At 59.9% G+C, this 26481-nt stretch carries 21 protein-coding genes; 11 read left to right on the top strand and 10 right to left on the bottom strand.

Annotation, left to right across the window (positions count from 1 at the left end):
• Positions 1-52: 52 nt before the first annotated feature.
• The gene (gene metG, locus ACA053_RS23005) at positions 53-2104 is read right to left on the bottom strand and encodes a methionine--tRNA ligase (protein ID WP_109634423.1); all 2052 of its coding nucleotides are present in this window, start codon (positions 2102-2104) and stop codon (positions 53-55) included.
• 331 nt (positions 2105-2435) lie between these two features.
• Here metG and apbC point away from each other — a divergent pair, with 331 nt between their 5' ends.
• Complete coding sequence (apbC, locus tag ACA053_RS23000; protein ID WP_497313352.1) at positions 2436-3530, top strand: iron-sulfur cluster carrier protein ApbC; 1095 nt, start codon at positions 2436-2438, stop codon at positions 3528-3530.
• A 127-nt stretch (positions 3531-3657) separates the two neighbouring features.
• On the opposite strand, the gene ACA053_RS22995 is transcribed toward apbC, so the two are convergent.
• Entirely contained in the window at positions 3658-4416 is a 759-nt protein-coding gene (locus ACA053_RS22995; protein WP_077749886.1) for an SDR family oxidoreductase, read from the bottom strand.
• A gap of 167 nt (positions 4417-4583) precedes the next feature.
• On the opposite strand from ACA053_RS22995, the gene ACA053_RS22990 reads away from it, so the two are divergent.
• The 5 genes from ACA053_RS22990 to ACA053_RS22970 all read left to right on the top strand — a co-directional run bounded on the left by ACA053_RS22990 (position 4584) and on the right by ACA053_RS22970 (position 9248).
• Positions 4584-5315: a HugZ family pyridoxamine 5'-phosphate oxidase gene (locus ACA053_RS22990; protein WP_109634420.1), complete on the top strand. Its 732-nt coding sequence runs from the start codon at positions 4584-4586 to the stop codon at positions 5313-5315.
• A gap of 66 nt (positions 5316-5381) precedes the next feature.
• Positions 5382-5858, top strand: a complete 477-nt coding sequence (locus tag ACA053_RS22985; RefSeq protein ID WP_497313348.1) for an FxsA family protein — start codon at positions 5382-5384, stop codon at positions 5856-5858.
• Positions 5859-6105: 247 nt separating this feature from the next.
• Positions 6106-6399 (top strand): co-chaperone GroES, encoded by a 294-nt coding sequence (locus ACA053_RS22980; protein ID WP_017340553.1) that lies wholly within the window; start codon positions 6106-6108, stop codon positions 6397-6399.
• A gap of 49 nt (positions 6400-6448) precedes the next feature.
• Positions 6449-8092: a chaperonin GroEL gene (gene groL, locus ACA053_RS22975; RefSeq protein WP_008155543.1), complete on the top strand. Its 1644-nt coding sequence runs from the start codon at positions 6449-6451 to the stop codon at positions 8090-8092.
• A 133-nt stretch (positions 8093-8225) separates the two neighbouring features.
• On the top strand, positions 8226-9248 hold the full coding sequence (locus tag ACA053_RS22970) for an IS110 family RNA-guided transposase (RefSeq protein ID WP_497393779.1): 1023 nt from the start codon (positions 8226-8228) through the stop codon (positions 9246-9248).
• 391 nt (positions 9249-9639) lie between these two features.
• Here the strand turns inward: ACA053_RS22970 and ACA053_RS22965 are convergent, their stop codons facing one another.
• A complete protein-coding gene (locus ACA053_RS22965) occupies positions 9640-10383 on the bottom strand; it encodes a phosphatase PAP2 family protein (protein WP_497313345.1) in 744 nt (247 codons plus the stop codon).
• A 218-nt stretch (positions 10384-10601) separates the two neighbouring features.
• Here ACA053_RS22965 and colR point away from each other — a divergent pair, with 218 nt between their 5' ends.
• The 5 genes from colR to ACA053_RS22940 all read left to right on the top strand — a co-directional run bounded on the left by colR (position 10602) and on the right by ACA053_RS22940 (position 14314).
• On the top strand, positions 10602-11285 hold the full coding sequence (gene colR, locus ACA053_RS22960) for a two-component system response regulator ColR (protein WP_054045155.1): 684 nt from the start codon (positions 10602-10604) through the stop codon (positions 11283-11285).
• A complete protein-coding gene (locus tag ACA053_RS22955; protein WP_497313343.1) occupies positions 11275-12549 on the top strand; it encodes a sensor histidine kinase in 1275 nt (424 codons plus the stop codon). Before colR ends, ACA053_RS22955 begins: the two co-directional genes overlap by 11 nt.
• A gap of 148 nt (positions 12550-12697) precedes the next feature.
• A complete protein-coding gene (locus ACA053_RS22950; protein WP_109636200.1) occupies positions 12698-13366 on the top strand; it encodes a class I SAM-dependent methyltransferase in 669 nt (222 codons plus the stop codon).
• A 4-nt stretch (positions 13367-13370) separates the two neighbouring features.
• Positions 13371-14084, top strand: coding sequence for a lipopolysaccharide kinase InaA family protein (locus tag ACA053_RS22945; RefSeq protein WP_497313341.1), 714 nt, complete (start codon positions 13371-13373; stop codon positions 14082-14084).
• A 2-nt stretch (positions 14085-14086) separates the two neighbouring features.
• Positions 14087-14314 (top strand): hypothetical protein, encoded by a 228-nt coding sequence (locus ACA053_RS22940; protein WP_109634413.1) that lies wholly within the window; start codon positions 14087-14089, stop codon positions 14312-14314.
• 175 nt (positions 14315-14489) lie between these two features.
• Here the strand turns inward: ACA053_RS22940 and ACA053_RS22935 are convergent, their stop codons facing one another.
• The 7 genes from ACA053_RS22935 to ACA053_RS22905 all read right to left on the bottom strand — a co-directional run bounded on the left by ACA053_RS22935 (position 14490) and on the right by ACA053_RS22905 (position 26477).
• Positions 14490-17525, bottom strand: a complete 3036-nt coding sequence (locus tag ACA053_RS22935) for a multidrug efflux RND transporter permease subunit (protein ID WP_109634411.1) — start codon at positions 17523-17525, stop codon at positions 14490-14492.
• 13 nt (positions 17526-17538) lie between these two features.
• Positions 17539-18687: an efflux RND transporter periplasmic adaptor subunit gene (locus ACA053_RS22930; protein WP_109634409.1), complete on the bottom strand. Its 1149-nt coding sequence runs from the start codon at positions 18685-18687 to the stop codon at positions 17539-17541.
• A gap of 242 nt (positions 18688-18929) precedes the next feature.
• The gene (locus tag ACA053_RS22925; RefSeq protein ID WP_497313337.1) at positions 18930-20027 is read right to left on the bottom strand and encodes a DUF1513 domain-containing protein; all 1098 of its coding nucleotides are present in this window, start codon (positions 20025-20027) and stop codon (positions 18930-18932) included.
• A 14-nt stretch (positions 20028-20041) separates the two neighbouring features.
• The gene (locus tag ACA053_RS22920) at positions 20042-21106 is read right to left on the bottom strand and encodes an imelysin family protein (protein ID WP_497393778.1); all 1065 of its coding nucleotides are present in this window, start codon (positions 21104-21106) and stop codon (positions 20042-20044) included.
• Positions 21107-21132: 26 nt separating this feature from the next.
• Positions 21133-22560, bottom strand: a complete 1428-nt coding sequence (locus tag ACA053_RS22915) for a di-heme oxidoreductase family protein (protein ID WP_497313333.1) — start codon at positions 22558-22560, stop codon at positions 21133-21135.
• 281 nt (positions 22561-22841) lie between these two features.
• Positions 22842-24191 (bottom strand): imelysin family protein, encoded by a 1350-nt coding sequence (locus tag ACA053_RS22910; RefSeq protein ID WP_497393777.1) that lies wholly within the window; start codon positions 24189-24191, stop codon positions 22842-22844.
• Positions 24192-24425: 234 nt separating this feature from the next.
• The gene (locus ACA053_RS22905) at positions 24426-26477 is read right to left on the bottom strand and encodes a putative bifunctional diguanylate cyclase/phosphodiesterase (RefSeq protein ID WP_497393776.1); all 2052 of its coding nucleotides are present in this window, start codon (positions 26475-26477) and stop codon (positions 24426-24428) included.
• Positions 26478-26481 lie beyond the last annotated feature (4 nt).

The raw sequence follows: 26481 nt of genomic DNA, 5'->3' as shown, positions 1-26481 counted from the left end.
AAATCCCACAGTCGCGACAGGCACGACTGTGGGATCGATTTACCGCAGAACCTTACTTGATGCGCTGACCCGGCTTGGCGCCGCTGTCGGGGCTGAGCAGGTAGATTTCTTCACCGCCAGGGCCGGCCGCCATCACCATGCCTTCGGAGATGCCGAACTTCATTTTCCGTGGCTTGAGGTTGGCGATCATCATGGTCAGGCGACCATTGAGCTTGGACGGATCCGGATAAGCGCTCTTGATCCCGGAGAACACGTTGCGTTGCTCGTCACCGATGTCGAGGGTCAGGCGCAGCAGTTTGTCGGCACCTTCTACGTGTTCGGCCTTGAGGATCAGGGCCACGCGCAGGTCGATAGCGGCGAAGGCGTCGAAGTCGATTTCCGGCGACAGCGGATCCTTGGCCAGTTCACCGTTACCGGCCGGCGCAGCATCACCGGTGTCGGTTGCGCTGGCGGTCAGGTCTTCTTTCGAGGCGTCGCTCATGGCTTGCACTTTTACCGGGTCGATACGGGTCATCAACGGCTTGAACTCGTTCAACTGATGGTTGCTGAGCAAGGTGGCGTGGTCGTTCCAGGTCAGCGGCGCGACGTTGAGGAATGCCTCGGCATCGGCGGCCAGCAACGGCAGTACCGGTTTGAGGAAAATCACCAACTGGCGGAACAGGTTGACGCCCAGTGCGCAGATGGCCTGGACTTCATCCTGCTTGCCTTCCTGTTTGTTCAGCGACCACGGCGCCTTGTCGGCGATCCAGGCGTTGGCGCGGTCGGCCAGGCCCATGATCTCGCGCATGGCACGGGCGAAGTCGCGTGCCTCGTAGGCTTCGGCGATACTCGGGGCTGCGGCGAGGAACGCTTCGGTCAGCTCCGGCGCGGCGTTGCCGGCCACCAGCACACCGGCGTTGCCTTTGTGGATGAAACCGGCGCAACGGCTGGCGATGTTGACGACTTTGCCGACCAGGTCGGAGTTGACCTTCTGCACGAAGTCTTCGAGGTTCAGGTCCAGGTCATCGACGCCACGGCTCAGCTTGGCCGCGTAGTAGTAGCGCAGGTATTCCGGCGACAGGTGGTCGAGATAGGTCCGGGCCTTGATGAAGGTGCCGCGGGATTTGGACATTTTCTGACCGTTGACGGTCAGGTAACCGTGCACGTTGATGCCGGTCGGCTTGCGGAAACCGGCGCCTTCGAGCATCGCTGGCCAGAACAGGGCGTGGAAGTTGACGATGTCCTTGCCGATGAAATGGTACAGCTCGGCGGTGGAGTCCTTGCCCCAGAACGCGTCGAAATCCAGTTCCGGACGGCGATCGCAGAGGTTCTTGAAGCTGGCCATGTAGCCGATCGGCGCGTCCAGCCAGACGTAGAAGTACTTGCCTGGCTCGTCAGGGATTTCGAAACCGAAGTACGGCGCATCGCGGGAGATGTCCCACTGTTGCAGGCCGGCATCCAGCCATTCGGCGATCTTGTTGGCGACTGCTTCTTGCAGGGTGCCGCTGCGGGTCCAGGCCTGCAGCATTTCCTGGAAGTCCGGCAGTTTGAAGAAGAAGTGCTGGGAATCCTTGAGCACCGGGGTGGCGCCAGAGATTGCCGACTTCGGATCCTTCAGGTCGGTCGGTGCGTAGGTCGCACCGCATTTTTCGCAGTTGTCGCCGTACTGGTCTTCAGTGCCGCACTTCGGGCAGGTGCCCTTGATGAAGCGGTCGGCCAGGAACATTTTCTTTTCCGGATCGAAATACTGGGTGATCGAGCGCTGGGCGATGTGCCCGGCGTCTCGCAACTTCAGGTAGATCTGGCTCGACAGCTCACGGTTTTCTTCGGCGTGAGTGGAGTGAAAGTTGTCGAAGTCCACCAGGAACTCGGCAAAGTCGGCGCTGTGCTCAGCCTGGACGTTGGCGATCAGTTGTTCCGGGGTGATGCCTTCCTTTTCCGCGCGCAGCATGATGGCCGAACCGTGAGCGTCGTCGGCGCAGACATAAATGCATTGGTTGCCGCGGTGCTTCTGGAAGCGCACCCACATATCGGTCTGGATGTATTCCAGCATGTGGCCAAGATGGATCGAACCATTGGCATAGGGCAGGGCGCTGGTGACGAGGATCTTGCGTGGCTCGGACATGGGGCTCGGCTACTTGATGAAACGGAGGTCGGCCACTATAAAGCGCCGGCGCATATTTTTCACCCCCGCGACCGGTCACTGCGGACCTTTGTAGCAGCTGGCGAAGCCTGCGTTCGGCGGCGCAGCCGTCGTGAATCCGGGCAACTCGGACTACCTGAAACACCGCAGTGTCTGGTTTTACGACGGCTGCGCCGCCGAACGCAGGCTTCGCCAGCTGCTACAGGTCGCATTCGACCATGGCTTATTTGGCATATCCTGAAAGCATGCCGTCCGTGCGTGAGAACAGGTACGATACCCGCCTGATTTTCCAGTCTTGCTATCGGAGTTGCCCATGAGCGTCGTCAATCGCGCAGCGGTGGAAGCCGTCCTTCGCCAATACACCGACCCTTACCTGAACCAGGACCCGGTCAGCGCCGGGTGCGTGCGCAGCGTCGACATCCAGGGCGATCGCGTCAGCGTTCAGCTGGAGCTGGGTTACGCCGCCGGCCTGTTCAAAAGTGGCTGGTCGCAGATGCTGCAAATGGCGATCGAAGGTCTCGACGGCGTGACGAGCGCTCGCGTTGACATCACCAGCGTGATCGCCGCACACAAGGCCCAGGCGCAGATTCCGGGCCTGGCCAACGTCAAGAACGTGGTGGCCGTGGCGTCCGGCAAGGGGGGCGTGGGCAAATCCACCACCGCCGCCAACCTCGCACTGGCACTGGCCCGTGAAGGCGCCAAGGTCGGGATTCTCGACGCGGATATCTACGGCCCGAGCCAGGGCATCATGTTCGGTATCCCGGAAGGCACCCGACCGAAGGTCAAGGATCAGAAATGGTTCGTGCCGATCGAATCCCATGGCGTGGAAGTGATGTCCATGGCCTTCCTGACCGACGACAACACCCCGATGGTCTGGCGCGGGCCGATGGTCTCCGGCGCGCTGCTGCAACTGGTCACGCAAACCGCCTGGGGCGATCTGGATTACCTGGTCATCGACATGCCGCCGGGCACCGGTGACATCCAGCTGACCCTGGCGCAGAAAGTCCCGGTGGCCGGTGCCGTCATCGTCACTACCCCGCAAGACCTGGCGCTGCTGGACGCGCGCAAAGGCGTGGAGATGTTCCGCAAGGTCAACATTCCGGTACTGGGCGTGGTGGAAAACATGGCCGTGCACATCTGCTCCAACTGCGGGCACGCCGAGCATTTGTTCGGTGAAGGTGGCGGGGTGAAGCTGGCCAATCAGTATGGCGTCGAACTGCTGGCGTCGTTGCCGCTGGCAATGGCTATCCGCGAGCAGGCCGATGGCGGCAAGCCAACGGTGATCGCCGAGCCGGACAGCCCGATTGCGCTGGTGTACCAGGAACTCGCCCGCCACGTCGGCGCGCGGATTGTGTTGCAGGAAGCGGCAACGCCGGCGATGCCGAACATCACCATCAGCGACGATTGATGAACTGAAACACAATCAACTGTGGGAGCTAGCCCTGCTAGCGATAGCGGATTCACATTCAACAAATATGTTGGCTGAACCACCGCAGTCGCTAGCAGGCTAGCTCCCACATTGATCAATCGGGGCTTTAGATCCGCAGCCCGCCATCCATTTCCAGAATCCGGCCGGTGTAGTAGTCGTTCTCGAAGATGTACGCCGCCGAATGCGCGATCTCTTCTGGTTTGCCCATGCGCTTGAGCGGGATCCCCGCTGTCATCTTCTCTAGGGCTTCAGGCTTCATGCCCAAGGTCATCTCGGTTTCGATAAAGCCCGGGGCAATGCCCGCCACGCGAATGCCATAACGCGCCAGTTCCTTGGCCCAGGTCACGGTCGCCGCGGCCACGCCAGCCTTGGCGGCGGAGTAGTTGGTCTGGCCGACGTTGCCGGCGCGGGAGATCGAGGAGATATTGATGATCGCGCCGCTGTTGTTCAGTTCGACCATTTTTGCCGCGACTTCACGGGTGCACAGGAACACGCCGGTCAGGTTGACGTCGATGACCGCCTGCCATTGGGCCAGGCTCATCTTGGTCATTTCGCCATCCTTGACCTTCAGCAGCAAGCCGTCGCGCAGGATGCCGGCGTTGTTGATCAGGCCATGAATCGCGCCGAAATCTTCGGCCACCTGGGCAACCATATGCGTCACTTGCTCTTCATTGGCAACGTTGCACAGGTAAGCACGGGCTTCTACGCCCTTGGCTTTGCACGCCGCGACGGTGTCGTCGAGCTTTTCCTGGTTCAAATCCACTAGCGCCAGCTTTGCGCCTTTGCCCGCGAAATACTCGGCCATGGAACGGCCTAAACCCTGGCAACCGCCAGTGATAATGATTACTTTGTCAGTGAGTTGCATTCGCATGCCCCAATAGCAGGTTCAGAGTGGTTTTCCTTCCTAGAGGGCCTCTCGATCTGCACCTGATGTGGCCTGGTTGCACATGAGAACTGCCCCGATGACGTACTGGAACTTATCCCCAGGCGCCTGTCCGTTTTTTCGACGGATTCTATATAAGGAGTCATAAATTGAGCGTTGAAGCGGCCAAGAATGCCCGAGAATTGCTTCTCAAGGAATACCGCGGAGTGCTGTCGACGCACTCCAAGTCGATGCCCGGCTTCCCGTTTGGCTCCGTCGTTCCTTACTGCCTGGACGAGCAAGGACGGCCGCTGATCCTTATCAGTCGCATCGCCCAGCACACTCATAACCTGCAGAAAGATCCGAAATGCTCGCTGTTTGTGGGCGAGCGTGAGGCTGACGACGTGCAAGCCGTTGGTCGCCTGACTTACCTGGCTGAAGCAGAAAAACTCGAAGACGAGGTCGCGATCGAAGCGGCGGCCGAGCGTTACTACCGCTATTTCCCGGATTCACAGAGCTACCACAAGGCCCACGATTTCGATTTCTGGGTGCTCAAGCCTGTGCGTCACCGTTACATCGGCGGTTTCGGCGCGATTCACTGGGTTGATCATCTGACCTTGGCCAACCCGTTCGCCGGCAAAGCCGAACTGAGCATGGTCGAGCACATGAATGCCGATCACGCCAAAGCAATCGCCCACTACGTCGATTTGGCGGGGCTGCCGAAAACCGAACCGGCGCAACTGGCCGGTATCGACAGCGAAGGCATGCACCTGCGCATTGGTCAGGCCCTGTACTGGCTGCCGTTCCAGGCAACTTGTAATACGCCGACACAAGTGCGCGAAGCCTTGGTTTTCCTGGCTCACGCCGAGCATTGGCCGAAAAATGAAGTGGCCGACGCTTGAATTCACGAAACGGCGACGTCATCTAGGGAAGACTGGCAAGGCATTCTTGCGTTGAGGAACCATTTGATGCGCCCTTTTTTATTGCTCTTTGTACTGTTTCCGGTGTTGGAGCTGTTCGTATTCGTCAAGGTCAGCGGGGCTATCGGGTTTTTCCCGGCCCTGCTGCTGATCATTCTCGGCTCGATGCTCGGCGTGTTCGTGCTGCGTATCGCCGGTCTGGCCACCGCGTTGCGTGCTCGTGAAAGCCTGAACCGCGGCGAGTTGCCAGCCCAGACCATGCTCGAAGGCTTGATGCTGGCCCTGGCGGGCGGTCTGTTGATCCTGCCTGGCTTCGTCTCGGACGTGCTGGGTCTGATCATGCTGCTGCCGATCTCCCGCCGACTGCTGGCCAATAAAATGCGCCAGCGCGCCGAAGAGGCCGCGATCCGTCAGCGTGCGTTCGCCGACGATCTTCAACCACGTGGCGGTCCTGCTCCCCAGCAGCCGCTGGGTCGCGAGCCCAACGTGATCGAAGGCGAGTTCGAACACCGCGATTCCAAGTAAAGCGTTTCAGCTGCACGGCACCTTCGGGTGCCGTGTTCGTTTTCGGGGCATTGATGCAAAAAATTTCGATCCCCGCCCTTGTAATAAGCTTATGCGCCCTTATGTAACGGTCACCGCAAGGTTTCTGGCGATCACGCCAGACAGACTTCCGCGGTTCGCTTGACGAACCGCACCCGGCACCGCCGGATTTGTTAAACCCGCCGGGAATACACCGGCCGATGAAAACCACAATTAGGAGAGATCGACAATGAAGCTTCGTCCTCTGCATGACCGCGTCGTCGTCCGTCGCAGCGAAGAAGAAAAGAAAACCGCTGGCGGTATCGTCCTGCCAGGTTCGGCTGCTGAAAAGCCAAACCAGGGCGAAGTCCTCGCTGTAGGCCCGGGCAAAGTCCTGGAAAACGGTGAAGTGCGTGCGCTGTCCGTGAAAGTGGGTGACAAGGTTGTGTTCGGCCCTTACTCCGGCAGCAACACTGTGAAAGTTGACGGCGAAGACCTGCTGGTCATCGGCGAGAGCGAAATCCTCGCTGTTGTCGAAGGCTGATTCCCCGCCCATTTTCCCGCTACTACAAAGTATTTAAGGAATATCGATCATGGCTGCTAAAGAAGTTAAATTCGGCGATTCCGCCCGCAAGAAAATGCTCGCCGGTGTCAACGTCCTGGCTGACGCAGTAAAAGCGACCCTGGGCCCTAAAGGCCGTAACGTGATCATCGAGAAGAGCTTCGGCGCTCCGACCATCACCAAGGACGGCGTGTCCGTTGCCAAAGAAATCGAGCTGAAAGATCGCTTCGAAAACATGGGCGCGCAGCTGGTCAAAGACGTTGCCTCCCGTGCCAACGATGACGCAGGCGACGGCACCACCACCGCTACCGTTCTGGCTCAATCGATCGTCAACGAAGGCCTGAAAGCCGTCGCTGCCGGCATGAACCCGATGGACCTGAAGCGCGGCATCGACAAAGCGACCATCGCTATCGTCAAAGAGCTGAAAGCCCTGTCCAAGCCTTGCGCTGACACCAAGGCCATCGCTCAGGTCGGCACTATCTCGGCCAACTCCGACAGCTCCATCGGCGACATCATTGCCGAAGCCATGGAAAAAGTCGGTAAAGAAGGCGTGATCACCGTTGAAGAAGGCTCGGGCCTGGAAAACGAACTGTCGGTTGTTGAAGGCATGCAGTTCGACCGTGGCTACCTGTCCCCGTACTTCGTCAACAAGCCAGAGACCATGACTGCCGAGCTCGACGGTCCGCTGATCCTGCTGGTCGACAAAAAGATCTCGAACATCCGCGAAATGCTGCCAGTACTGGAAGCCGTTGCCAAAGCCGGCCGTCCACTGCTGATCGTGGCCGAAGACGTTGAAGGCGAAGCCCTGGCGACTCTGGTTGTGAACAACATGCGTGGCATCGTTAAAGTCGCAGCCGTCAAGGCTCCAGGCTTCGGCGACCGTCGCAAGGCCATGCTGCAGGACATCGCTGTTCTGACTGGCGGTACCGTTATCTCCGAAGAGATCGGTCTGAGCCTGGAAAGCACTACCCTGGAACACCTGGGTAATGCCAAGCGCGTGATCCTGTCCAAAGAAAACACCACCGTGATCGACGGCGCCGGCGTTGAAGCTGATATCCAGGCTCGCGTTCTGCAGATCCGTCAGCAAGTGGCTGACACTTCGTCCGACTACGACCGTGAAAAACTGCAAGAGCGTCTGGCCAAGCTGTCCGGCGGCGTTGCAGTGATCAAGGTTGGCGCCGGTTCCGAAGTTGAAATGAAAGAGAAGAAAGCCCGCGTTGAAGACGCCCTGCACGCTACCCGTGCAGCCGTTGAAGAAGGCGTGGTACCTGGCGGCGGCGTGGCACTGGTTCGCGCTCTGCAGGCTATCTCCGAGCTGAAAGGCGACAACGATGACCAGAACGTTGGCATCCAGTTGCTGCGTCGCGCTGTTGAAGCGCCACTGCGCCAGATCGTTGCCAACTCCGGTGACGAGCCAAGCGTAGTTGTCGACAAGGTCAAGCAGGGTTCGGGTAACTACGGTTACAACGCTGCCACCGGTGAATACGGCGACATGATCGAAATGGGCATCCTGGACCCGGCTAAAGTGACCCGTTCGGCTCTGCAAGCGGCGTCGTCGATTGCCAGCCTGATGATCACCACCGAAGCCATGATCGCCGAGATCAAGGAAGACGGTCCAGCTGGCGGCGGTATGCCAGACATGGGCGGTATGGGCGGCATGGGCGGCATGATGTAAGCCAGCCTTACCCCGTACATAAAAACCCCGCCGGCGATGAGCCGGCGGGGTTTAATGAGACGGTCAGCCTGACCGAGAAGCCCTGCAGGTTTACGCTTGCAGGGCTTTTCTCGTTTTCGGCGGAGGATCTCTCATGAACACGATGACGCTTCTCGGTATCGACATTGGCAAACACAGTTTCCACCTACATGGCCAGGACGCCAAAGGTCATCAGGTATTGCGCAAGAAAACCAACCGCGGCCAATTGCTCAGCACATTGGCCCAGTTACCGGCGTGCACGGTGGTGATGGAGTCGTGCGGTGGCGCCCACTGGCTGGCTCGACAGATCGGTGCATTGGGCCACGAGGTGAAGCTGATCGCCCCGCAGCACGTCAAACCGTTCGTCAAAGGCAACAAAAACGACTTCATTGATGCCGAAGCGATTTGCGAGGCGGCGAGCCGCCCCGCGATGCGCTTCTGCTCGATCAAAACCGCAGAGCAGCAAACGCTTTCAGCCCTGCATCGTGTCCGAGATTCCTTGATTGGCCATCGCACCGTCGCGACCAACCAGATTCATGGCTTTTTACTGGAATTCGGCATCAGCCTACCCATTGGCGCAACTGCATTGCACCGCGTGCCGGCGCTGCTGGACGATCCACAACACCCGGTTCCATTGCGTCTGAAGGGCGTGGTGATGCGCCTCCATTATCAAATTCAACTGCTGAATGATGAAATCAAGGACATCGAGTCCGATCTAAAGCAACAGTTGAAAGAAGACGATGCCGGAAGTCGTTTGCAGAGTATTCCTGGCATCGGTCCCATCACCGCCAGTGCGGTATTGGCCGATGTAGGCGATGCGTCGAACTATCGAAGTGGACGCGATTTTGCCGCTTCGCTAGGGCTGGTGCCGAGGCAATATTCGACGGGCGGAAAGACAGTGCTTCTGGGGATCAGCAAGCGAGGCGACAAGCACATCCGCCAACTGCTGGTGCAGGGCGCGCGATCCATCATGCAGCATATCGATAAGCGGGAAGACGCCTTGGGGCCCTGGGTTCGAGAGCTGCTGACGCGTCGCCACTCCAATGTTGTCGCGTGCGCGCTGGCGAACAAACTGGCGCGCATAGTGTGGGCGGTACTGGCCAAAGGCGGCCAGTACGACCCACATCCGAACGCTTGAACGTACAGCTTTACTACCGGCTTTTGCGACGTCACTGACTGATGACAGTAAACGGCAAACGGCCCGACTGAGAACCTGGCAATAAAATCAGCTTTAGAGGCTGAGGGTTTTTTCAGGACAGTCGGGAGCGGCTACTCATCGAGGGCCGAGCGTTGTTGCAGCAACGCTCACAATGAGCCCGGATACATTAGCGCAAGCCAGCTTTACCGAAAACAGCCCATGAGGTTGCAGGAGATGGGCTGACCATACATTTTATTGCTCTCATCCTCATCCTAATCCCTGCGCAAGACACAAGCGGGCTTGCTCGCGAAGAGGGAGTGTCAGTCGACATCAATGTTGTCTGACACATCGCCTTCGCGAGCAAGCCCGCTCCCACATTTGGATCTGTGTTTCAGGCTGTAGCTTGTTGTGCTTTGGCCACTCGCTCAGCCTTGCCCGCCGGTCGATACAGGATGTAGTAGTAAGACCCCAAACAAATCAGCCAGCAAAAAACCGCCGTCCACACGTTATGCGAAAAGAAGTGCGCCCCCTGCATCATCCGGCTCACCGAAAACACCGTCCCCAGTGCAAACGCAAACACAAACGCCTGGCGCGCCAGCCGCGGACGACGGTCACGCAGTACAAAAAACAGCGCAAACAACGTAAACCCGGTCGCCGCATGGCCTCCGGGCCAGCAACGTCCAGGTTTGTCGGTTTGCGGACGCGGGCTGAGCAGTTCGCTGTAGGTTTCATGGCCGCCGAATTGCTCCAGGCTCCAAGGGCACTGCACAGCCGTCACCGCTTTGACCGGCGTCACGAATGAGGTCGCCAGCGCCAGCGACAACACCAGGCAGCCCAGTTCGCGTTTGAACGGCTTGAGCCTGACGATAAAAAACGAGCCAATAAAGCCGATAATCGCAAACACCGAAAACGCGATGACCACCTGCTTGGCGCGGTCATGCAGAATGTTCTCAAGGAAGTAACTGTGGCGCCCGATGAACTCCCCGGCAACCGGGTCGTAGAACAGTTTGGCCAGGTCCATGTCCAGGGACGTCAGTTCAAGCAGCACCAAAATGATCGCCGTGATAGCGGGCACCCCCAGGCATACCCAAAAATTGAGGGGCCTGGAAGCGGGGCGGGCAGCGGTCGAAGCCATGGCATTTCCTTGGTTGGTGAAGGGTTCTGAAAAGCGCATCCGCGCGGAGTCTGAGCCCCGCACTGTCGTCGGTGTGTGAATCGATAGTGAAAAACTTGTTAAGCCGTTCTCTGCATTTCTATTGGATTGGCAACTGCACGCAATCCTAGCCCTGAGCCACACTTGGCCTTAAGCTGCGCGGGCCATGACGGCCGTTACTGTGTACGGAGGAGGTGCCCATGCGAATTCTATTGGTTGAAGACAACCGCGATATCCTGGCCAATCTGGCCGATTACCTGGGGCTCAAAGGCTACACCGTGGATTGCGCGCAGGACGGTTTGTCGGGTCTGCACCTGGCGGCCACCGAGCACTATGACCTGATCGTGCTCGACATCATGTTGCCCGGCATCGACGGCTATACCTTGTGCAAACGCCTGCGCGAAGACGCCCGCCGCGACACGCCGGTGATCATGCTCACCGCGCGCGATCAGCTTGACGACCGGTTGCAAGGCTTCAAATCCGGTGCCGATGACTACCTGATCAAACCGTTCGCCCTGTCTGAACTGGCTGCGCGTATCGAAGCGGTCATGCGGCGTGCACAGGGTGGCGGTCGGCGCGCCTTGCAGGTCGGCGATTTGAGCTACGACCTCGACACCCTGGAGGTGACCCGCGAAGGTCGCCTGCTGAAACTCAACCCGGTTGGCCTGAAGTTGCTGGCCGTGCTGATGCAGAAAAGCCCGCATGTACTGCGCCGCGAGATTCTCGAAGAAGCCCTGTGGGGCGATGACTGCCCAGACAGCGACAGCCTGCGCAGCCACGTCCATCAACTGCGTCAGGTGATCGACAAGCCGTTCGCCAAGCCTTTGCTGCAAACCGTGCACGGTGTGGGTTATCGCTTGGCCGAGGGCCGTGATGGAGTTTAAGCAGAGCCTTGCTCAACGGATCATCATTGCCTTTGCGTTGATGAGTGCGCTGGTGGCGGGCGCCTTCGCCATGGGCATTGTGGCGACCGTGCACCTGGTGGAAGAAAAGCTGATTTCGGCCGGGCTGGGCGGCGATTTGCAACGGCTGCTGCTGATGGACAGCGTCTCGGACTGGAGCCATCGTCCCGAGCCGGACCAGCTGTTCTATTTCAGCGGTGGACCGGGGGACTTCGAGCTGCCCAAGGATTTGCGGCATCTGGATTCCGGTTTCCACGAGGTCTTTCGCGAACAGCTGTCGTATCACGCGATGGTCGAAATCGTCGATGGCCGGCGTTACGTCTTGCTTCAGGACCAGAGCGATTTCGAAGAGCGTGAGCGGGTACTGTTTGCCGTGGTGCTGGTGGGCTTCGTGCTGAGCCTGGCGCTGGCGGTCTTTCTCGGCTGGGTGTTGGCGCGAAAAGTGATGGCGCCGGTGGTGCGCCTTGCCCGCCAGGTGCGTCACCGCGATCAACTGCTGGGGCTGGCCCCTCCCTTGGCGCCGGATTATGCCGCCGACGAAGTGGGCGAGCTGGCTGTTGCTTTCGACGCCACCCTTGGGCGTTTGCGCCAGGCGCTGACCCGCGAGCGATTGTTTACCAGCGACGTCAGCCACGAACTGCGCACGCCATTGATGGTGCTGGCCAGTTCCTGTGAGTTGCTGTTGGAAAACCCCGGTATCGACCAGCGTGGTCGGGCTCAGGTCGAGCGGATTGCCCGCGCCTGCGCGGAGATGCGCGAGTTGGTTCAAACGTTCCTGATGCTGGCCCGGGCCCAGCGCGAAGACGCCAGCATCGCGCCGCAGCAGACCCTGGGGCAGGTCGCCGACGGCCTGCTCAACCAGTGGCGCGAACCGATTGAAGCCAAGGGGCTGAAGCTGATCTTCGAACCGGGCAATCCGCTCGGCACCTGCTACAACGCAACCCTCTTGCACGCCGTCATGGGCAACCTGTTGCGTAACGCACTGCATTACACCGAACAGGGATTCATTCGCCTGACCCTCACGGCCACGGGGTTCATGGTCGAGGACAGTGGCGTAGGTATTCCCGAGGAAAAACGCGAGGCCATGTTCGAGCCTTTTGTGCGTGGCAGCGAAAAGCGCGGCGAGGGCCTGGGGCTTGGCCTGTCGCTGGTACAGCGGATCTGCGAGAACCAGGGCTGGAACGTCAGCCTGACCAATATGGAACCTAATGGCTGTCGTTTTCAGGTGGAGTTGGGCCACCAATAGCGACGCTCAAGAATCGCGGCTCCGAGCATCCTGAAAAACCTTGAAATGATTGCGCGTTTACATAACAATTTTTTCACAAAGGCATGACCTGACACTGACACTACGCTACCTATGGTAGGTGTCATCAGAAGTTCAGGAGACCTTAATGATGGACGGCCCGATCAAACTCGATTTTTCCGAAAAGTACGACGATCAACACGCTCAAAGGTATTTGCAGAAGCACCAGGATGGCCTCGGTCGTAAGCTATCCCACTGGCGTGACGAGCAGTTGGCGCGAAAGGCGCTGGCGCTGGTCGGCGAGCCCGGGCTGGTCCTCGATTTACCCTGTGGGGCGGGGCGTTTCTGGCCCTTGCTGGCGGAAAAAGCCAATCGCGCGATCATCGGGGCCGACAACTCCGAGTCGATGTTGAAGATTGCCACCCAGGCGCAACCGGCCGACGTGGTGAAACGGGTACAACCCTTGCACACTTCCGCATTCGACATTGCCTTGCCTGACAATGCAGTCGACAGCATTTTCTGCATGCGTTTGCTCCATCACATCGGTGAATCCGAGCATCGACTGGCCATCCTGCGCGAATTTGAACGAGTCACGCGTGACAGCGTGATCCTTTCGTTGTGGGTGGACGGCAATTTCAAGGCCTGGAAACGCAAGCGCTCAGAGAAACGGCGTGGGCAGGAAGGTTACCAAAACCGATTTGTGTTACCGGCGGCCACGGTAGAAAAGGAGTTCGAACAGGCAGGGTTCCGTATTCAGGAACAACTGGACTTTTTACCGCTCTATGCCATGTGGCGAGTTTACGTATTACGCAAGAGGTAACAGGATGGCAGTGCAATGTGCAGCAGAAACGGACGTCGCTTCTCAGGACCGCTTCGACTATTTCTGGAATCAGCGCGGTGAGTGGGTAGAAGAACCCAACGTCCGTCGCGGCGGAGAAAGTGGCGTGCAGCGTGTCATGGGCAGTGATGGACAGCTGCTCTACGCCAAGCGGCAGACCGGGCATATCTATCGCAGCTGGCTGCACCCGTTCGGTCGCCCGACCGTGTTGCGCGAGCGCGACGCGCTCATTGGCCTTCGCGCGCTTGACGTGCGCGTTCCGGAAATCGTTTTCTGCGGCGCACAGCGCGACCCTGTGCACAAATGGCGCGCCTTGCTGGTGACCAAGTCGCTGGATGGCTTCGAGGAAATCGAACACTGGTACGCCGGCGGTGGTCGCGAGCGCCACGGCGAAGTGGTTCATGATCGCGTCCTGAAGGATCTGGCCGACAATCTTGCCCGCATGCACAAGGGTCGATGGCAGCACAGCTGCATCTACATCAAGCACGTATTTGTGCGGGTCACGGGTGAAGATGACTCGGCCAAGGTCGAGATTGCCTTGATCGATCTGGAGAAATGCCGACAGCGTTTGACTGCCTATCGCGCGGCTGCTCATGACATGAAGCAGCTGCGCCGCCACTCGTCGTTCAGCACGGCAGACTGGCGCAAACTCGTCTATTTTTATGAGACGGCGTTTGGCAGCGCTATCAAAGGTTTATAGCAATGAAACTAGAAATTGCACGAGGTGTGTTTCTGATAGGAGCCTTGGCAGTTGCTTCATTGGCGGTGGCGGCGTGGGAGCAGCCCCGCACGCAAGTCCTCAGTTCAGTGAGCGCCGATGCTCACTGTCCGTTGCCTCGGGTAGCGAAGGCATCCGAGGCATCCCGACCCGATCATGATTTATTGCTGTTCATGTTCGGACTTTCTCAAGGAATGAGGCCGCAGAGTTGAACAGATTGAAGCCAAAATAAAAGGCCTCGCCAAATGCGAGGCCTTTTTTTGTGCCCGAACTTAAAGCCTTGCACCAGACCAGTGTGGGAGCCAGCCTGCTGGCGATGGCGGTGTGTCATTCAACACAATGCTGAATGGCGGACCGCCATCGCCAGCAGGCTGGCTCCCACAGGGTTTATGGGTGTTCTTTGGCGTCGGGTTTGGCCAGCAGGGTGTAGATGCATGGCAGCACGAACAGCGTGAACAACGTGCCGATCGACATCCCCGTTGCGATCACCATGCCAATATCAAACCGACTGACCGCGCCCGCGCCCGTGGCGATGATCAACGGCACCATGCCGAATACCATCGCCGCCGTGGTCATCAACACCGGGCGCAATCGAATAGCCGCCGCTTCCTCCACAGCCTCACGAGGTGTCAGGCCTTTCTCCTTGCGCAGCTGGTTGGCAAACTCGACGATCAGAATGCCGTGCTTGCTGATCAACCCGATCAAGGTCACCAACCCGACCTGGGTGTAGATGTTCATGCTCGACCACCCCAGGAACAGCGGAATCAAGGCGCCGCAGATCGATAGCGGCACGGTCACCAGGATCACCAACGGATCGCGGAAGCTTTCGAACTGGGCCGCCAGCACCAGGAAGATGATCGCCAGCGCCAGGGCGAAGGTCACCCACAGCGCGCTGCCTTCCTGCACGTATTGGCGCGATGCGCCGGCGTAATCCATGGCAAATCCGGCCGGCGCCTCTTCCTGCGTGATCTGGCGCACGGTGTCGATGGCTTCACCCATGCTCACCAGCGGCACCCCCGACAGGATCGCCGAGTTGAGTTGCTGGAACTGGTTCAACTGCCGTGGACGGGCGCGGTCGGTGACGGTGATCAGGGTCGACAGGGCCAGCAGTTCGCCTTGGGTGTTCTTCACGTAGTAGTTGTTCAACCAGTCCGGGTTGTCCCGGAAAGGTCGTTCGACCTGAGCGATGACTTTGTAGCTGCGACCTTCAATGGTGAAACGGTTGATCTCCGCCTGACCCAGCAGCGTCGCCAGTGTTCCGCCAAGGTCCTGCATGGACACGCCCATTTGCGCAGCCTTGGCACGATCGATATCCACGACCACTTCGGGTTTGTCGAAGGCCAGGTCTACGTCCACGAAGGCGAACTTGCCGGACTCCATCGCGCGTTTTTTCACCCGGTCCATCACTTGCAGCAGCGCTTCGTAATCGTTGGCCGTGTTGATGACGAACTGAAACGGCAACCCTTCGCCCGTGCCGGGCAGGGAGGGCAGGTTGAAGCCAAAGATCTGCAACCCCGAAATGCTCTCCAGTTTGCGCTGGACCTCGGGCAGGATTGCCATTTGCGTACGATCGCGTTCGTTCCACGGTTTGAGCAGGAAACCACCAATCCCCGACTGCACGCCGTTGAATCCATTGATCTGGAACGATGAGTAGTACTCGGGAAACTCCTTGAAGATCGTGATGAATTCGTCGGTGTAGGTGTTCAGGTAGTCGAGGTTGGCCGGTTGCGGGGCGTTGGCCAGCATGAAAATGATGCCCTGATCCTCGTCGGGGGCCAGTTCCGACTTGGTGAACTTGAGCAGCACCGGAATCAGGCACAGCACGATCACCGCGAACACCAGCACCACCGGCCGTGTGTTCAGGGTGCCGTGGAGCATGCTTTGGTATCGGCGCTTGAGGCCTTCGAAAATCAGGTCCAGGCGATGGGCCAGGCCGCTGGGGTTTTCATCGTGGCGCAGGAGCAGCGCGCACATCATCGGCGACAGGGTCAGCGCGACCACGCCAGAGATCACCACCGCCCCTGCCAGCGTCAGGGCGAACTCCTTGAACAGCGCCCCCGTGAGCCCGGTCAGGAAACCGATCGGCGCATAGACCGCCGCCAGGGTGATGGTCATCGAGACCACCGGCATCGCGATCTCCCTGGCGCCCTCGATGGCCGCATCCAGCGGCGTCTTGCCTTCCTCGATGTGCCGGTGAATGTTTTCCACCACCACAATGGCATCGTCCACCACCAGACCGATCGCCAGCACCATCGCCAGCAGGGTCAGCAGGTTGATCGAGTAGCCCATCATCTGCATGAAGAACATCACGCCGATCATCGACAGCGGAATGGTCACCACCGGGATCACCACCGAACGCAGCGCCCCGAGAAACAGGAACACCACCACGATCACGATCAACACCGCTTCGAAGAGGGTTTTCACCACTTCATCGATCGAGGCCTGGATGAACAGCGTGGCGTCGTAGGCGATTTCACCCTTGAGATTCGGTGGCAGCTGGGCTTCCAGCTCCGGCATGATCTTGCGCACTTCCTTGATCACGTCCAGCGGGTTGGCGCCCGGCGTGGCCTTGATGCCGATGTACACCGAAGGAGTGCCACCGAACGAACTGATCGAGTCGTAGTTTTCCGCACCCATCTCGACCCGCGCCACATCGCTGAGCAGCACGCGACTGTCACCTTCGACCTTCAGCGGAATCGCGGCGAATGCTTCAGCGGATTTGAGCTCGGTGTTGGCGTTGATGCTGGTGACGACGTACTCGCCTTTCACTTCACCGGCGGCGGAGAGGAAGTTGTACTGGCGCACCGCGTTGGTCACGTCGCTGGCGCTCAGGCCGAAACCGGCCAGCTTCACCGGGTCCAGCCACAGGCGCATGGCGAACACCTGGTTGCCGAGAATCTCGGCTTCGGCCATGCCCGGCAGGGTCGCCAGTTTTGGCTGGATGACCCGCGACAGGTAGTCGGTGATTTGCGGGTTGCTCAGTTCCTTGCTGAAGAAACTGATGTACATGAGTGCCGAGGCGTCGGCGGCTTCCTTGCTCAGAACCGGGTCTTCGGCGTCCTGCGGCAGCTGGTTTTTCACCTCGTTGGCCTTGGCCAGCAGCTCGGTGAACAAGCGGTCGCTGTTGGAGCCGATGCGCGCGTAGATCGAGATCACCGAGAAGTTCTGGCGACTGACCGAGGTCATGTAGTCGATGCCCTCGGCGCTGGCCAGGCTTTGCTGCATCGGTTGGGTGATGTAACCCTGGATGGTTTCGGCGTTGGCCCCGGGGTAGGCCGTGGTCACCGTGATCAGGGCGTTTTCCATTTGCGGGTATTGGCGCAGCGGCAGCTTGCTCCAGGCCTGGAAGCCCAGCAGCACAATCAACAGGCTGACCACAGTGGCGAGCACCGGGCGGCGGATGAACGGGTCAGTAAAAGCCATGAGGATTCCTTGATCAGTCAGTACGTGGCTGACTGTTCTTATCGGTCAGGGTCTTGTCGTCGCTGATGGCAATGTGTGCGCCGTTGTCCAGTTTGATCTGACCGGCCGTGACCACTTTTTCGCCGTTCTGCACGCCTTTGGTAATCATCACCAACCCGTCGCGGCGCTCGCCGGTTTCGATGAAACGCCGTTCAGCGATCAGGATCGGCTGGCCCTTGTCGTCTTTTTCGACGCTGCCGTCTTCGGCTTTTTTCTGCGCGACGACGTAGAGCGAGTTGCCGTACAGCGTGTACGTGATCGCGCTTTCCGGCACGACGATGCGCGGTTGCGGGTCGGGCAGCATCACCTGCAGGCTGGCGAACATGCCCGGCAGCAGTTTGCCGTCGGGGTTGGCCAGGGTCGCGCGGACCTGCACGTTGCGGGTGCTGTTTTCGACTTTCGGGTTGATTGCGCTGATGGTGCCGGGGAAGGTCTCTGTCGGGTAGGCCGAGACAATGATTTGCACCGACTGGCCGATGCCGATCTTCGGTATCGACTGTTCGGGCACGAAGAAGTCGACATACAGGCTGCTGAGATCTTGCAGGGTGGCGATCATGGTGCCGGTGGCGACATAGTCACCAATGTCCACCTGACGAATGCCGATCGTCCCGCTGAAGGGCGCAACGATGCTTTTTTTGCCGAGCGCAGCCTTGAGTTGATTGACCGTGGCCTTGCTCTTTTTCTGCACCGCCGACAATCGGTCGAATTCGCCTTTGGAAATGGCCTGGCTGCCGACCAGTTGGCTGCCGCGACCGTAATCGAGTTGGGCCAGTCCGAGGTCGGCCTGAGCCGTTTCCAGCAAGGCACTTTCCACGGCGCTGTCGAGTCGCAGGAGTGGTTGGCCGGCCTTGACCTTCTGGCCAGATTCGAACTGCAAGTCGATGACGGTGCCGTCGGTCTCCAGGCTCAGGTCCACGCCTTGCAGCGCCTTGAGGGTGCCGACACTTGGCAGGCGTGCTTGCCACGGGCGTTCGGTGGCAGTGGTCGCGGCGACACTGATCGGCGGTTTCGGCGCGGAGAAGCCTTGGATCATCGTGTAGATGGAGAAGGCTTTGTAACCGGCCAGGACCAGCACGATCAGCAGAACGATACCCAACATGATCAGCATGCGGCGACGCAGCATATTTCCACTTCCTTGGAGAAAATCAGGTGAGACAGTGGGGCACATTACTCTGAGTCGCAGGGTGATTCCAACTGGTAGAAATTACAGGCAAGGCCTTCGAGCGCCTGTCACTCAAAGGGGACGAACGAACGATGAATAACCTGTGGCGAGGGAGCTTGCTCCCGCTGGACTGCGCAGCAGTCCCATTTTGGGGCCGCTTCGCAGCCCAGCGGGAGCAAGCTCCCTCGCCACAGGAAACGGGCTCAGATGAGGTGCAGGTGGTTATCCCAGAGCCCCGCCGGCAGCTCCAGCGGTTTTGCTACCAGATTTGTCTGGCGGCAATCGTAGTAACGGCAGCGGCCCTGACCCGAGGTCACGACAAAGCCATCGGCCACGGCACCCACCCCGGCGCAATCGGGAAGCGGCGCATCCAGGCGCACTTCACCGCTGTCCATGTCCCAGATAAAAAATCGGTTGCCCCGTGGTGCCGTCAACGCGATCAGCCGCAAGTCGCTATGGACCGCCACGCTGGCGGTGTAATGCCCCATCGCCTGCAGCTGATGCTCAGGCACCGGGAACGCCACGAACGGTTGGCCGGGACGCTTGATCGCCAGCAACTCTGAAGACTCGTGAGACGGCCCCATGAACTGCTGACCGGCGACGATGGTGCCGTCGCTGGCGATCCCCAGATGACGCACGCTGTTCATCGGCTGGGCGAGGGTTTCCTTGCTCAGCAGGGTGCCGTCGCGTTGCATCAATACCAGGCTCGGTTCCATGGCGTTGAGGTTCATCTCGACCCGGCTTTCAGCCTCCGTGCGAATGCCGCCGTTGGCCACCACCAGGGTCTCGCCATCCGGCATCCACGACACCTGATGCGGGCCGATGCCATGGGTGGAAATCTCGCCGCTGTGCACCAGCCGCTCACCTTCGAACTTATACACACCCAACAATCCGCGACCCGGATCGGAGGTGTCGTTCTCGGTGGCGTACAGCCAGTCGCCACTCTTGTGAATCACCGCGTGACCGTAGAAATGCCGGTGCGGCAGCGAGGCCACGGTTTGCAGCAGCGTGCCGTCACGCAGGTCGATCAGGTAACTCTCGGTGCCCGGACGCCGGGCGACGAACAGCGCGATCGGCAGCGTCGGGTGATTGATGATGTCGTGGCAACGCTGGCCGACCTGGGTGGCGAACACCCGGGTGCCGTCCAGCCGATAACCGACGGCGTAATGCTTGCCGTCGCCATCGTCCCGCGCCGAGAGCAGCAGCGGGCTCTTGTCCTTTTGCTTGAACAGCGTCCAGCCGCCCAGTGTCACTGCTCCCAGCAGCAAACTACCTAAAGTCAGAGCCTGACGTCGCAGCATGGCACTCGCCCTCATCAGTCACCGTCGTTGGCGTTGAAGCCCAGTTGGATGCCCAGCGCCTTGGCCAGTTCGCTTTCGTGCAGGCGATGGACAACGTTGAGGCTGTCGTAGATATCGTTGAGTTGCTGGCGGCCGGCATCGTCGTTGAGCATGTCGGCCAACGGACGCTGATTGCTGGCGAACAGTTTCAGGGACGCGGCGTAAGCGGCATCGATCTTGTCGGCCAACGGTTTCTGCTCGCTCGGCAACAGGCCGCGCAGGCCTTTGTTGTCGACGCCTTCCCACACGGTTTTGGCTGCGGCGAGGCTGGCTTCAAGGCCGGCCAAGGACGACTGGCTGCGCCAGGCATCGGCCTGGAACGGTTGCGGCACGCCTTTGCTCTGGCGGCCCATCGGCGTGCCGAGTTTTTTCTTCAGGGTGTCGAGGGCGGTGACCTGAACACGCAGCAAATCAGCGATGGCTTCGTGGGAATCGGCGTAGCGCTGGTTCGGGAATTTGCTCATCTGCGCGAGCATGCCGTCGGTGTTGTTCCAGCTTTGCAGAATCTCTTCGGCCAGCAGTTTCTGACGCTCGCCAATCGCTTTCAGCAGTGGGCAGTACTTGGCTTTCTGTGCGTCGTTGGCCACGTCCGGCTTGCTGTCGAACAGAATGTATTCGTAAGCCGAGAGGCCTTGCACCACGACGCTGGACTTGGCCAACGCGGCGGCATCGATCTGCGGCTGCGCGGTGACCAGTTGCTCGACCTGACGGCCGACCAGGTTTTTCTTGTCCGGCCAGAATTGCACCTGCCAGGCGCGATTGCCTTCGGCCAGCGGTCCGATCAGCAGCGGTTGCAACTCGGCCCAGGCTTTCTGCGCGTGCAGGAAGTCGGCGCGGGCGGTGTCGAGGTTTTCTTTGCCTTCGCAATAGGCGAGGGCGCTGACGGCCAATTGGCGATCGGCTTCAACCCAGCGGGTGTACGTCGGCAGGATCACCGATTTGGCGATGGCGGCCGAGGTGACGGCTTGCGGGTCCTGTGGCGAGCAAGCGCCGAGGGCGAGTGCTGCAAGGCTGGTGAACAACAATTTGGGACGGAACATGTCGGGCTCCCGTTATGGAATACGGTTTAAAGGGAATTCAAGAACGCCAGCAACGCAGCGCGCTGCTCGGCATTGAAAGACAAAACCTGTTGCTGGGCCGCTTTCGCTTCGCCGCCATGCCAGAGCACGGCTTCAAGCAGATTGCGGGCGCGGCCGTCATGCAGGAACTGGGTGTGGCCACTGACCGCCTGCGTCAGGCCGATGCCCCACAACGGCGGGGTGCGCCAGTCGCGGCCGCTGGCCTGGAATTCGGTACGGTTGTCGGCCAGACCGTCGCCCATGTCGTGCAGCAGCAGATCGCTGTAAGGGCGAATCACTTGATTGGCCAGTTCAGGTTCAGCGGCGTTGGCGGCGGTGGTGTATTTCGGTGTGTGACAGGACTGGCACCCAGCCTGGAAAAACAGGTTCTTGCCGGCCAGCACTTCGGGCGCGTTGACGTCGCGACGGGCCGGCACAGCGAGGTTGCGGCTGTAGAACAGCACCAGGCGCAGAATGTTATCGCTGACTTCCGGCTCGCCATTCGGGCCGTTGCCATTGGGTGCCTGTTTGCAGACGGTTTGCGCATCGGTGCAGTCGTCGAAGGGACGCAGAGTGGTGGTCAGGCCCATGTCGCCGGAAAACGCGTGGACGTTCTGCTGATTGAGGTTCGGTTGCCCGGCTTTCCAGCCGAATCGGCCCAGGACGGTTTTCTGTTGCACGTCGTCCCAGACCCGGTTCGGGCGTCCGGCAATGCCGTTTTTGTCCTTGGCCTGCGCCTCGGCGTTGGCGAGGATCGCCTCGTCGGGGATGGCTTCGAGCAAGCCCAAGCCAATCATCGGCGGGGCAACGCGGGCCGAGAATCGGGTGTCGGGGTGCATCGGGCCGTAACCCAACTGGGTGATGTTCAGGCTGGGTTTGCGCAACTCGATTTCGGTGCCGTCCTTGAAGCGGACCGCAACGGGGGTGTAATCGACCCGCACTTTGCCTTCCGGGGTGACGCCGGGCACGGCCATGTCCTGGAACTGGCCGCCGTAGACCGGCTCCGGGACCACACCGAGCTGCTCGATGACTTTGGCATACGCCGGCGCGTCCGGGATCGACAGGCGCACCAGCATCGATACCGCGTTCGCCGCATCAGGCGTCGGCGGATGACCGCGACCGTCCTTGATGTGGCAGCCCTGACAGGCGTTGGTATTGAACAGCGGACCGAGTCCGTCCCGGGCGGTGGTGGTCGAGGGAGCGATCACCCAAGGGTTGCGAAAGAAACTGTTGCCGACGCTGAAATCCACGCGCCGTGATGGCGACAGGTTCGCGGAAGGCAGGGAGAAAGCGTTCTGATCGGTCTTGCGCACGGTCGCTGCGCCACCGGACCGGGCTTCACCGGGTTCGGCCTTGGTAAAACGCGGGGCGTCATCGCAGGCACTCAGGCCCAGGGCCAGAAACAGTGCGGACAAGCGAAGAAGCAGCGAGGGCATCAGACATCCTGCAAGACGAGCAAAACAAGGGCGCAAAGTCTAACAGGGCAGGGGAGATTGAATAAGAGGAATTATCGTTTGGTTGATGTGGGGCAGGGTTTGGCTGGAAAACCGCATTCCCCCTGTGGGAGCGAGCCTGCTCGCGATGACGGTCTTACATTCAGCATCTATGTTGACTGACACTGCCTCATCGCGAGCAGGCTCGCTCCCACAGGGGATTGTGTTTAGGCAGGCATGAAAAAGGCGACCCGAAGGTCGCCTTTTTATTCAGCCAGCGTTGATCAGAACTCGTGATCAGCGTTGTCCGGGTTCAGGTCGGTGATGCCCAGTTTGCCAGCGGCGGCTTCGATCGAGCCGGTTTGCTTGACCAGCGCGGCGATGGCGTCGCGCACGATCTGGTTGCCAGCGGTGTTGCCGGCGGCGATCAGTTGGTCGTAGTGCTCACCCTTGTTGGCGTGATCGACGATGACCTGCATTTTGGCTTCGGTTGCGGCCAGGTCGGCTTTCAGCGCGGTGTCGGCAGCCGGGTCGGCTTTGGCCACCAGGGACGACAGGCTGGCGCCGGTCATTTTGGTGCCGTCGACGCGGGTGTATTCGCCCAGATAGACGTTGCGCACACCCTTGGCATCGTAGAACTGCGAGTTGTGGGTGTTGTCGCTGAAGCAATCGTGTTCGTCTTCAGGGGAGTTGGCTTCCAGGGAAACCTTCATGCGCTCGCCCGCCAGTTCGCCCAGGGACAGGCTGCCCATGCCGAACAGCATTTTGCGCAGGCCGGAATCAACCGGTTCGGCTTCCAGGGTGGCGCGGTAGTTGTCGGCCACGTTCGGCTTCCAGTTACCGACCATTTCTTCCAGGTCGCTGACCAGCAGCTGGGTCACGGACTTCAGGTAAGCGCGACGACGATCGTTGTGACCGCCAGTGGCGCCTTTGCCTTCCAGGTAGTCGGAGGCTGGACGGTTGCCGGCGCCAGGGCCGGTGCCGTTCAGGTCCTGGCCCCAGAGCAGGAATTCGATGGCGTGGTAGCCGGTGGCGACGTTGGCCTCGGAACCGCCCAGCTCGTTCAGGCTGGCGAGTTTTTCCGGGGTGATGTCTTTGACGTCGATCTTGTCTTCGCCGACCTGAACCTGGGTGTTGGCGATGATGTTGGCCGTGGCGCCCGGGTTACCCAGTGCGTGTTCGTAGGATTTGTCGACGTAGTCGATCAGGCCTTCGTCCAGTGGCCAGGCGTTCACCTGACCTTCCCAGTCGTCGATGATGGTGTTGCCGAAGCGGAACACTTCGCTCTGCAGGTAAGGAACGCGGGCAGCAACCCAGGCAGTCTTGGCGGCTTTCAGGGTGTCGGCGTTCGGCTTGGCGAGGAAAGCGTCAACGGCGGTTTGCAGGGTCTTCGCGGTAGATTCGGCATCGCTGTAAACGGCGTAGACGATGTCAGCGTAATGCGCGACAACGGCTTTGGCAGCGGCTTCGTCGACTTTGCTGGTAGCGGCAGGGGCGGTGGCTGGCGCCGGCGCGGTCGTGCTGGCGGCCGGTGTAGGCGCTGGAGCTGCAGCTTTGTCTTTGCCTTCGCCACAACCGGCGAGGGAAATAGCGATGGCCAACAGACTGGCGGTAGCCAGAGGCATACGAATCATGGCGAACATCCTGCTTCGAGAGGGGTGGTATGGCGCAGCAAGTGCGCAAAACTGCGACATAATGCAAATCTTTCGCATTATCTGTAAAGGGTTGTGGCTGGAAATATTTCTTATTCAGGCGGGGTTTGTGTCGTAGATCAAGAGAACGCAGCCTCGTTTCACTCGACAGCTGCTACAGAAGCACATGGGCCCGTAGCAGCTGTCGAGTGAAACGAGGCTGCGATCTTTTGATCTCTACAAAATAGCTGCGTTGCTGCGCTGCGCCTGTTTCAGGTAAGCGCCCAATTCACGTGCCGGCAGTGGTTTGCTGTAGTGGTAGCCCTGACCTTCGTGGCAGCCTTCGGAGATGATGTAGGCCTCTTGCTCGGCGGTTTCCACGCCTTCGGCAATCACCTGCATGCCCAGGCTCTTGCCCAGCTGGATGATCGCCCGAACGATGGTGGCATCGTCGTCGTCATCGAGCAGGTCCTGCACAAAGCTCTTGTCGATCTTGATCTTGTCCAGCGGCAGGCTTTTCAGGTAGCTCAAGGACGAATAACCGGTGCCGAAATCGTCGATCGCAATCAGTGCGCCGGAGCGGCGCAGGCTCAACAGATGCTGGGCGGCGGTGCTGATGTCTTCCATCAGGCCGGTTTCAGTGACTTCCAGCTCCAGGCTGCGCGGTGGCAGGCGGTACATCTGCAACAGGTTGTTGACCACCCGCGGCAGCTCGGCGTGGTGCAGTTGCACCGTGGACAGGTTCACCGCCATGCGCAGGTCGATGAACCCCTGGTCATGCCATTCGCGCAGTTGTTTGCAGGCCTGATCCAGCACCCATTCGCCGATGGCAATGATGGTGCCGTTCTGCTCGGCCAGCGGGATGAACAGGTCGGGCGGCACCAGGCCGTGTTCGGGATGCTGCCAGCGAATCAGCGCCTCGACCCCCACAACCCGGTGATCGCGGTAGCTGATCTGCGGTTGGTAGACGAGGTAGAACTGGTCCCGGCGCAGGGCGTCGCGCAGGTCTTTTTCCAGTTCCCGGCGGCGGCGCATCTCGGTGTCGACGCTGGCGATGTAGAACTGATAGCGGTTGCGCGAGCGGGTTTTCGCCAGCGTCATGGTCTGTTCGGCTTTTTGCAGCAGTTTCTCGGTGCTGTCGCCGTCCTCGGGAAACAGGGTGATGCCGATGGTCGCGCGCAGGCGGATTTCCTGATGATCGAGGGCAAACGCCGCTTCCAGGTCATCGAGGATGCTTTGCGCCAGTTCGGCGGCTTCGTAAGGTTGTTCGATGTCGGCCTGGACCAGGGCGAACTGATCGCCACCGAGACGGGCGAGGGCGCCGAGGCGACCGCTGTGAGCACGCAGGCGATCGGCCAGGGCCAGCAGCAATTGGTCGCCAGTCTGATAGCTGAACTGTTCGTTGATGCCTTTGAAGTCGTCCAGACCCACCACCAACACTGCGACCCGACGTTGCAATTTGCCGGCGTCGACCAGGATCTTGTCCAGTTGTTGCTGTAATTGCTGACGGTTCGGCAGGCCGGTGAGGAAGTCGTACTGGGCCATGCGCAGCAGGCTGTTTTCCGCTTCGTGGCGCAGGTGGGTGTTGCGTTCGATGGATTCGAGCAACTGGTTGGCGGTGTTGATCCAGATCCCCAGTTCGTTCTTTTCGTGGCCCTTGATTTGCGGAATCTTGTGTTCGCTGGGGCGGTCCGGATTGATTTCGGTCAGGTGTTCGATGATGCGCGACAGCGGTTTGGTCAGCAGCCAGTGGTAGACCAGGTACAGCACCAGGCCCATGGCCAGGGCGCGCAACACGCCGGAAATGAAGATGATCACCGAACTGACGATGAAGCCTTGCCCGTAGGTGGCGGTGTCGAGGGTGATGCTGAGGTCGCCGTAATATTCACTATACGGACCTCGACCGACCAGTTGGGTGGTGAAGGTGCGTTCCTTGCCAAGAATGAGGTCGGTCAGCCAGCGGCTGTTTGAATGCTGCAACTCACGGGATTTTTGCGCGAGCATGGCTTCGTTGGGATGGCCGATGGAGGCCTGGCGCACGGCGTCGTCCTGGAACAGGCCTTCAATCACCTGCATGCCCATTTCCCGGTCCAGGCTGTAGACGGCCTGGGTCGAAGGGTCGCGGAACATGTCGAGGATGCGCTCGGCATCATTGGCCACGGCCTGGCGTGTTTTATAGGCATCGAAGACGATCTGCGCGCAGCTCAAGACTACGCCGACGATCAATGCCGACAGGAGCACGACCCGGAGCAACTTCACCGACAAGCTGTTCTTGAGTTCCAGCTTCAAAGGG

This window comes from Pseudomonas sp. LBUM1672 (assembly GCF_059695655.1).
This window is presented reverse-complemented; position numbering and strand designations above follow the sequence as displayed.

Bases quoted from the DNA above. Each gene is read 5' to 3' on its own strand.
- metG (WP_109634423.1), bottom strand. From the start codon at position 2,104: ATGTCCGAGCCACGCAAGATCCTCGTCACCAGCGCCCTGCCCTATGCC.
- apbC (WP_497313352.1), top strand. From the start codon at position 2,436: ATGAGCGTCGTCAATCGCGCAGCGGTGGAAGCCGTCCTTCGCCAATAC.
- ACA053_RS22995 (WP_077749886.1), bottom strand. From the start codon at position 4,416: ATGCAACTCACTGACAAAGTAATCATTATCACTGGCGGTTGCCAGGGT.
- ACA053_RS22985 (WP_497313348.1), top strand. From the start codon at position 5,382: ATGCGCCCTTTTTTATTGCTCTTTGTACTGTTTCCGGTGTTGGAGCTG.
- ACA053_RS22980 (WP_017340553.1), top strand. From the start codon at position 6,106: ATGAAGCTTCGTCCTCTGCATGACCGCGTCGTCGTCCGTCGCAGCGAA.
- groL (WP_008155543.1), top strand. From the start codon at position 6,449: ATGGCTGCTAAAGAAGTTAAATTCGGCGATTCCGCCCGCAAGAAAATG.
- ACA053_RS22970 (WP_497393779.1), top strand. From the start codon at position 8,226: ATGAACACGATGACGCTTCTCGGTATCGACATTGGCAAACACAGTTTC.
- ACA053_RS22965 (WP_497313345.1), bottom strand. From the start codon at position 10,383: ATGGCTTCGACCGCTGCCCGCCCCGCTTCCAGGCCCCTCAATTTTTGG.
- colR (WP_054045155.1), top strand. From the start codon at position 10,602: ATGCGAATTCTATTGGTTGAAGACAACCGCGATATCCTGGCCAATCTG.
- ACA053_RS22955 (WP_497313343.1), top strand. From the start codon at position 11,275: ATGGAGTTTAAGCAGAGCCTTGCTCAACGGATCATCATTGCCTTTGCG.
- ACA053_RS22950 (WP_109636200.1), top strand. From the start codon at position 12,698: ATGGACGGCCCGATCAAACTCGATTTTTCCGAAAAGTACGACGATCAA.
- ACA053_RS22945 (WP_497313341.1), top strand. From the start codon at position 13,371: ATGGCAGTGCAATGTGCAGCAGAAACGGACGTCGCTTCTCAGGACCGC.
- ACA053_RS22940 (WP_109634413.1), top strand. From the start codon at position 14,087: ATGAAACTAGAAATTGCACGAGGTGTGTTTCTGATAGGAGCCTTGGCA.
- ACA053_RS22935 (WP_109634411.1), bottom strand. From the start codon at position 17,525: ATGGCTTTTACTGACCCGTTCATCCGCCGCCCGGTGCTCGCCACTGTG.
- ACA053_RS22930 (WP_109634409.1), bottom strand. From the start codon at position 18,687: ATGCTGCGTCGCCGCATGCTGATCATGTTGGGTATCGTTCTGCTGATC.
- ACA053_RS22925 (WP_497313337.1), bottom strand. From the start codon at position 20,027: ATGCTGCGACGTCAGGCTCTGACTTTAGGTAGTTTGCTGCTGGGAGCA.
- ACA053_RS22920 (WP_497393778.1), bottom strand. From the start codon at position 21,106: ATGTTCCGTCCCAAATTGTTGTTCACCAGCCTTGCAGCACTCGCCCTC.
- ACA053_RS22915 (WP_497313333.1), bottom strand. From the start codon at position 22,560: ATGCCCTCGCTGCTTCTTCGCTTGTCCGCACTGTTTCTGGCCCTGGGC.
- ACA053_RS22910 (WP_497393777.1), bottom strand. From the start codon at position 24,191: ATGATTCGTATGCCTCTGGCTACCGCCAGTCTGTTGGCCATCGCTATT.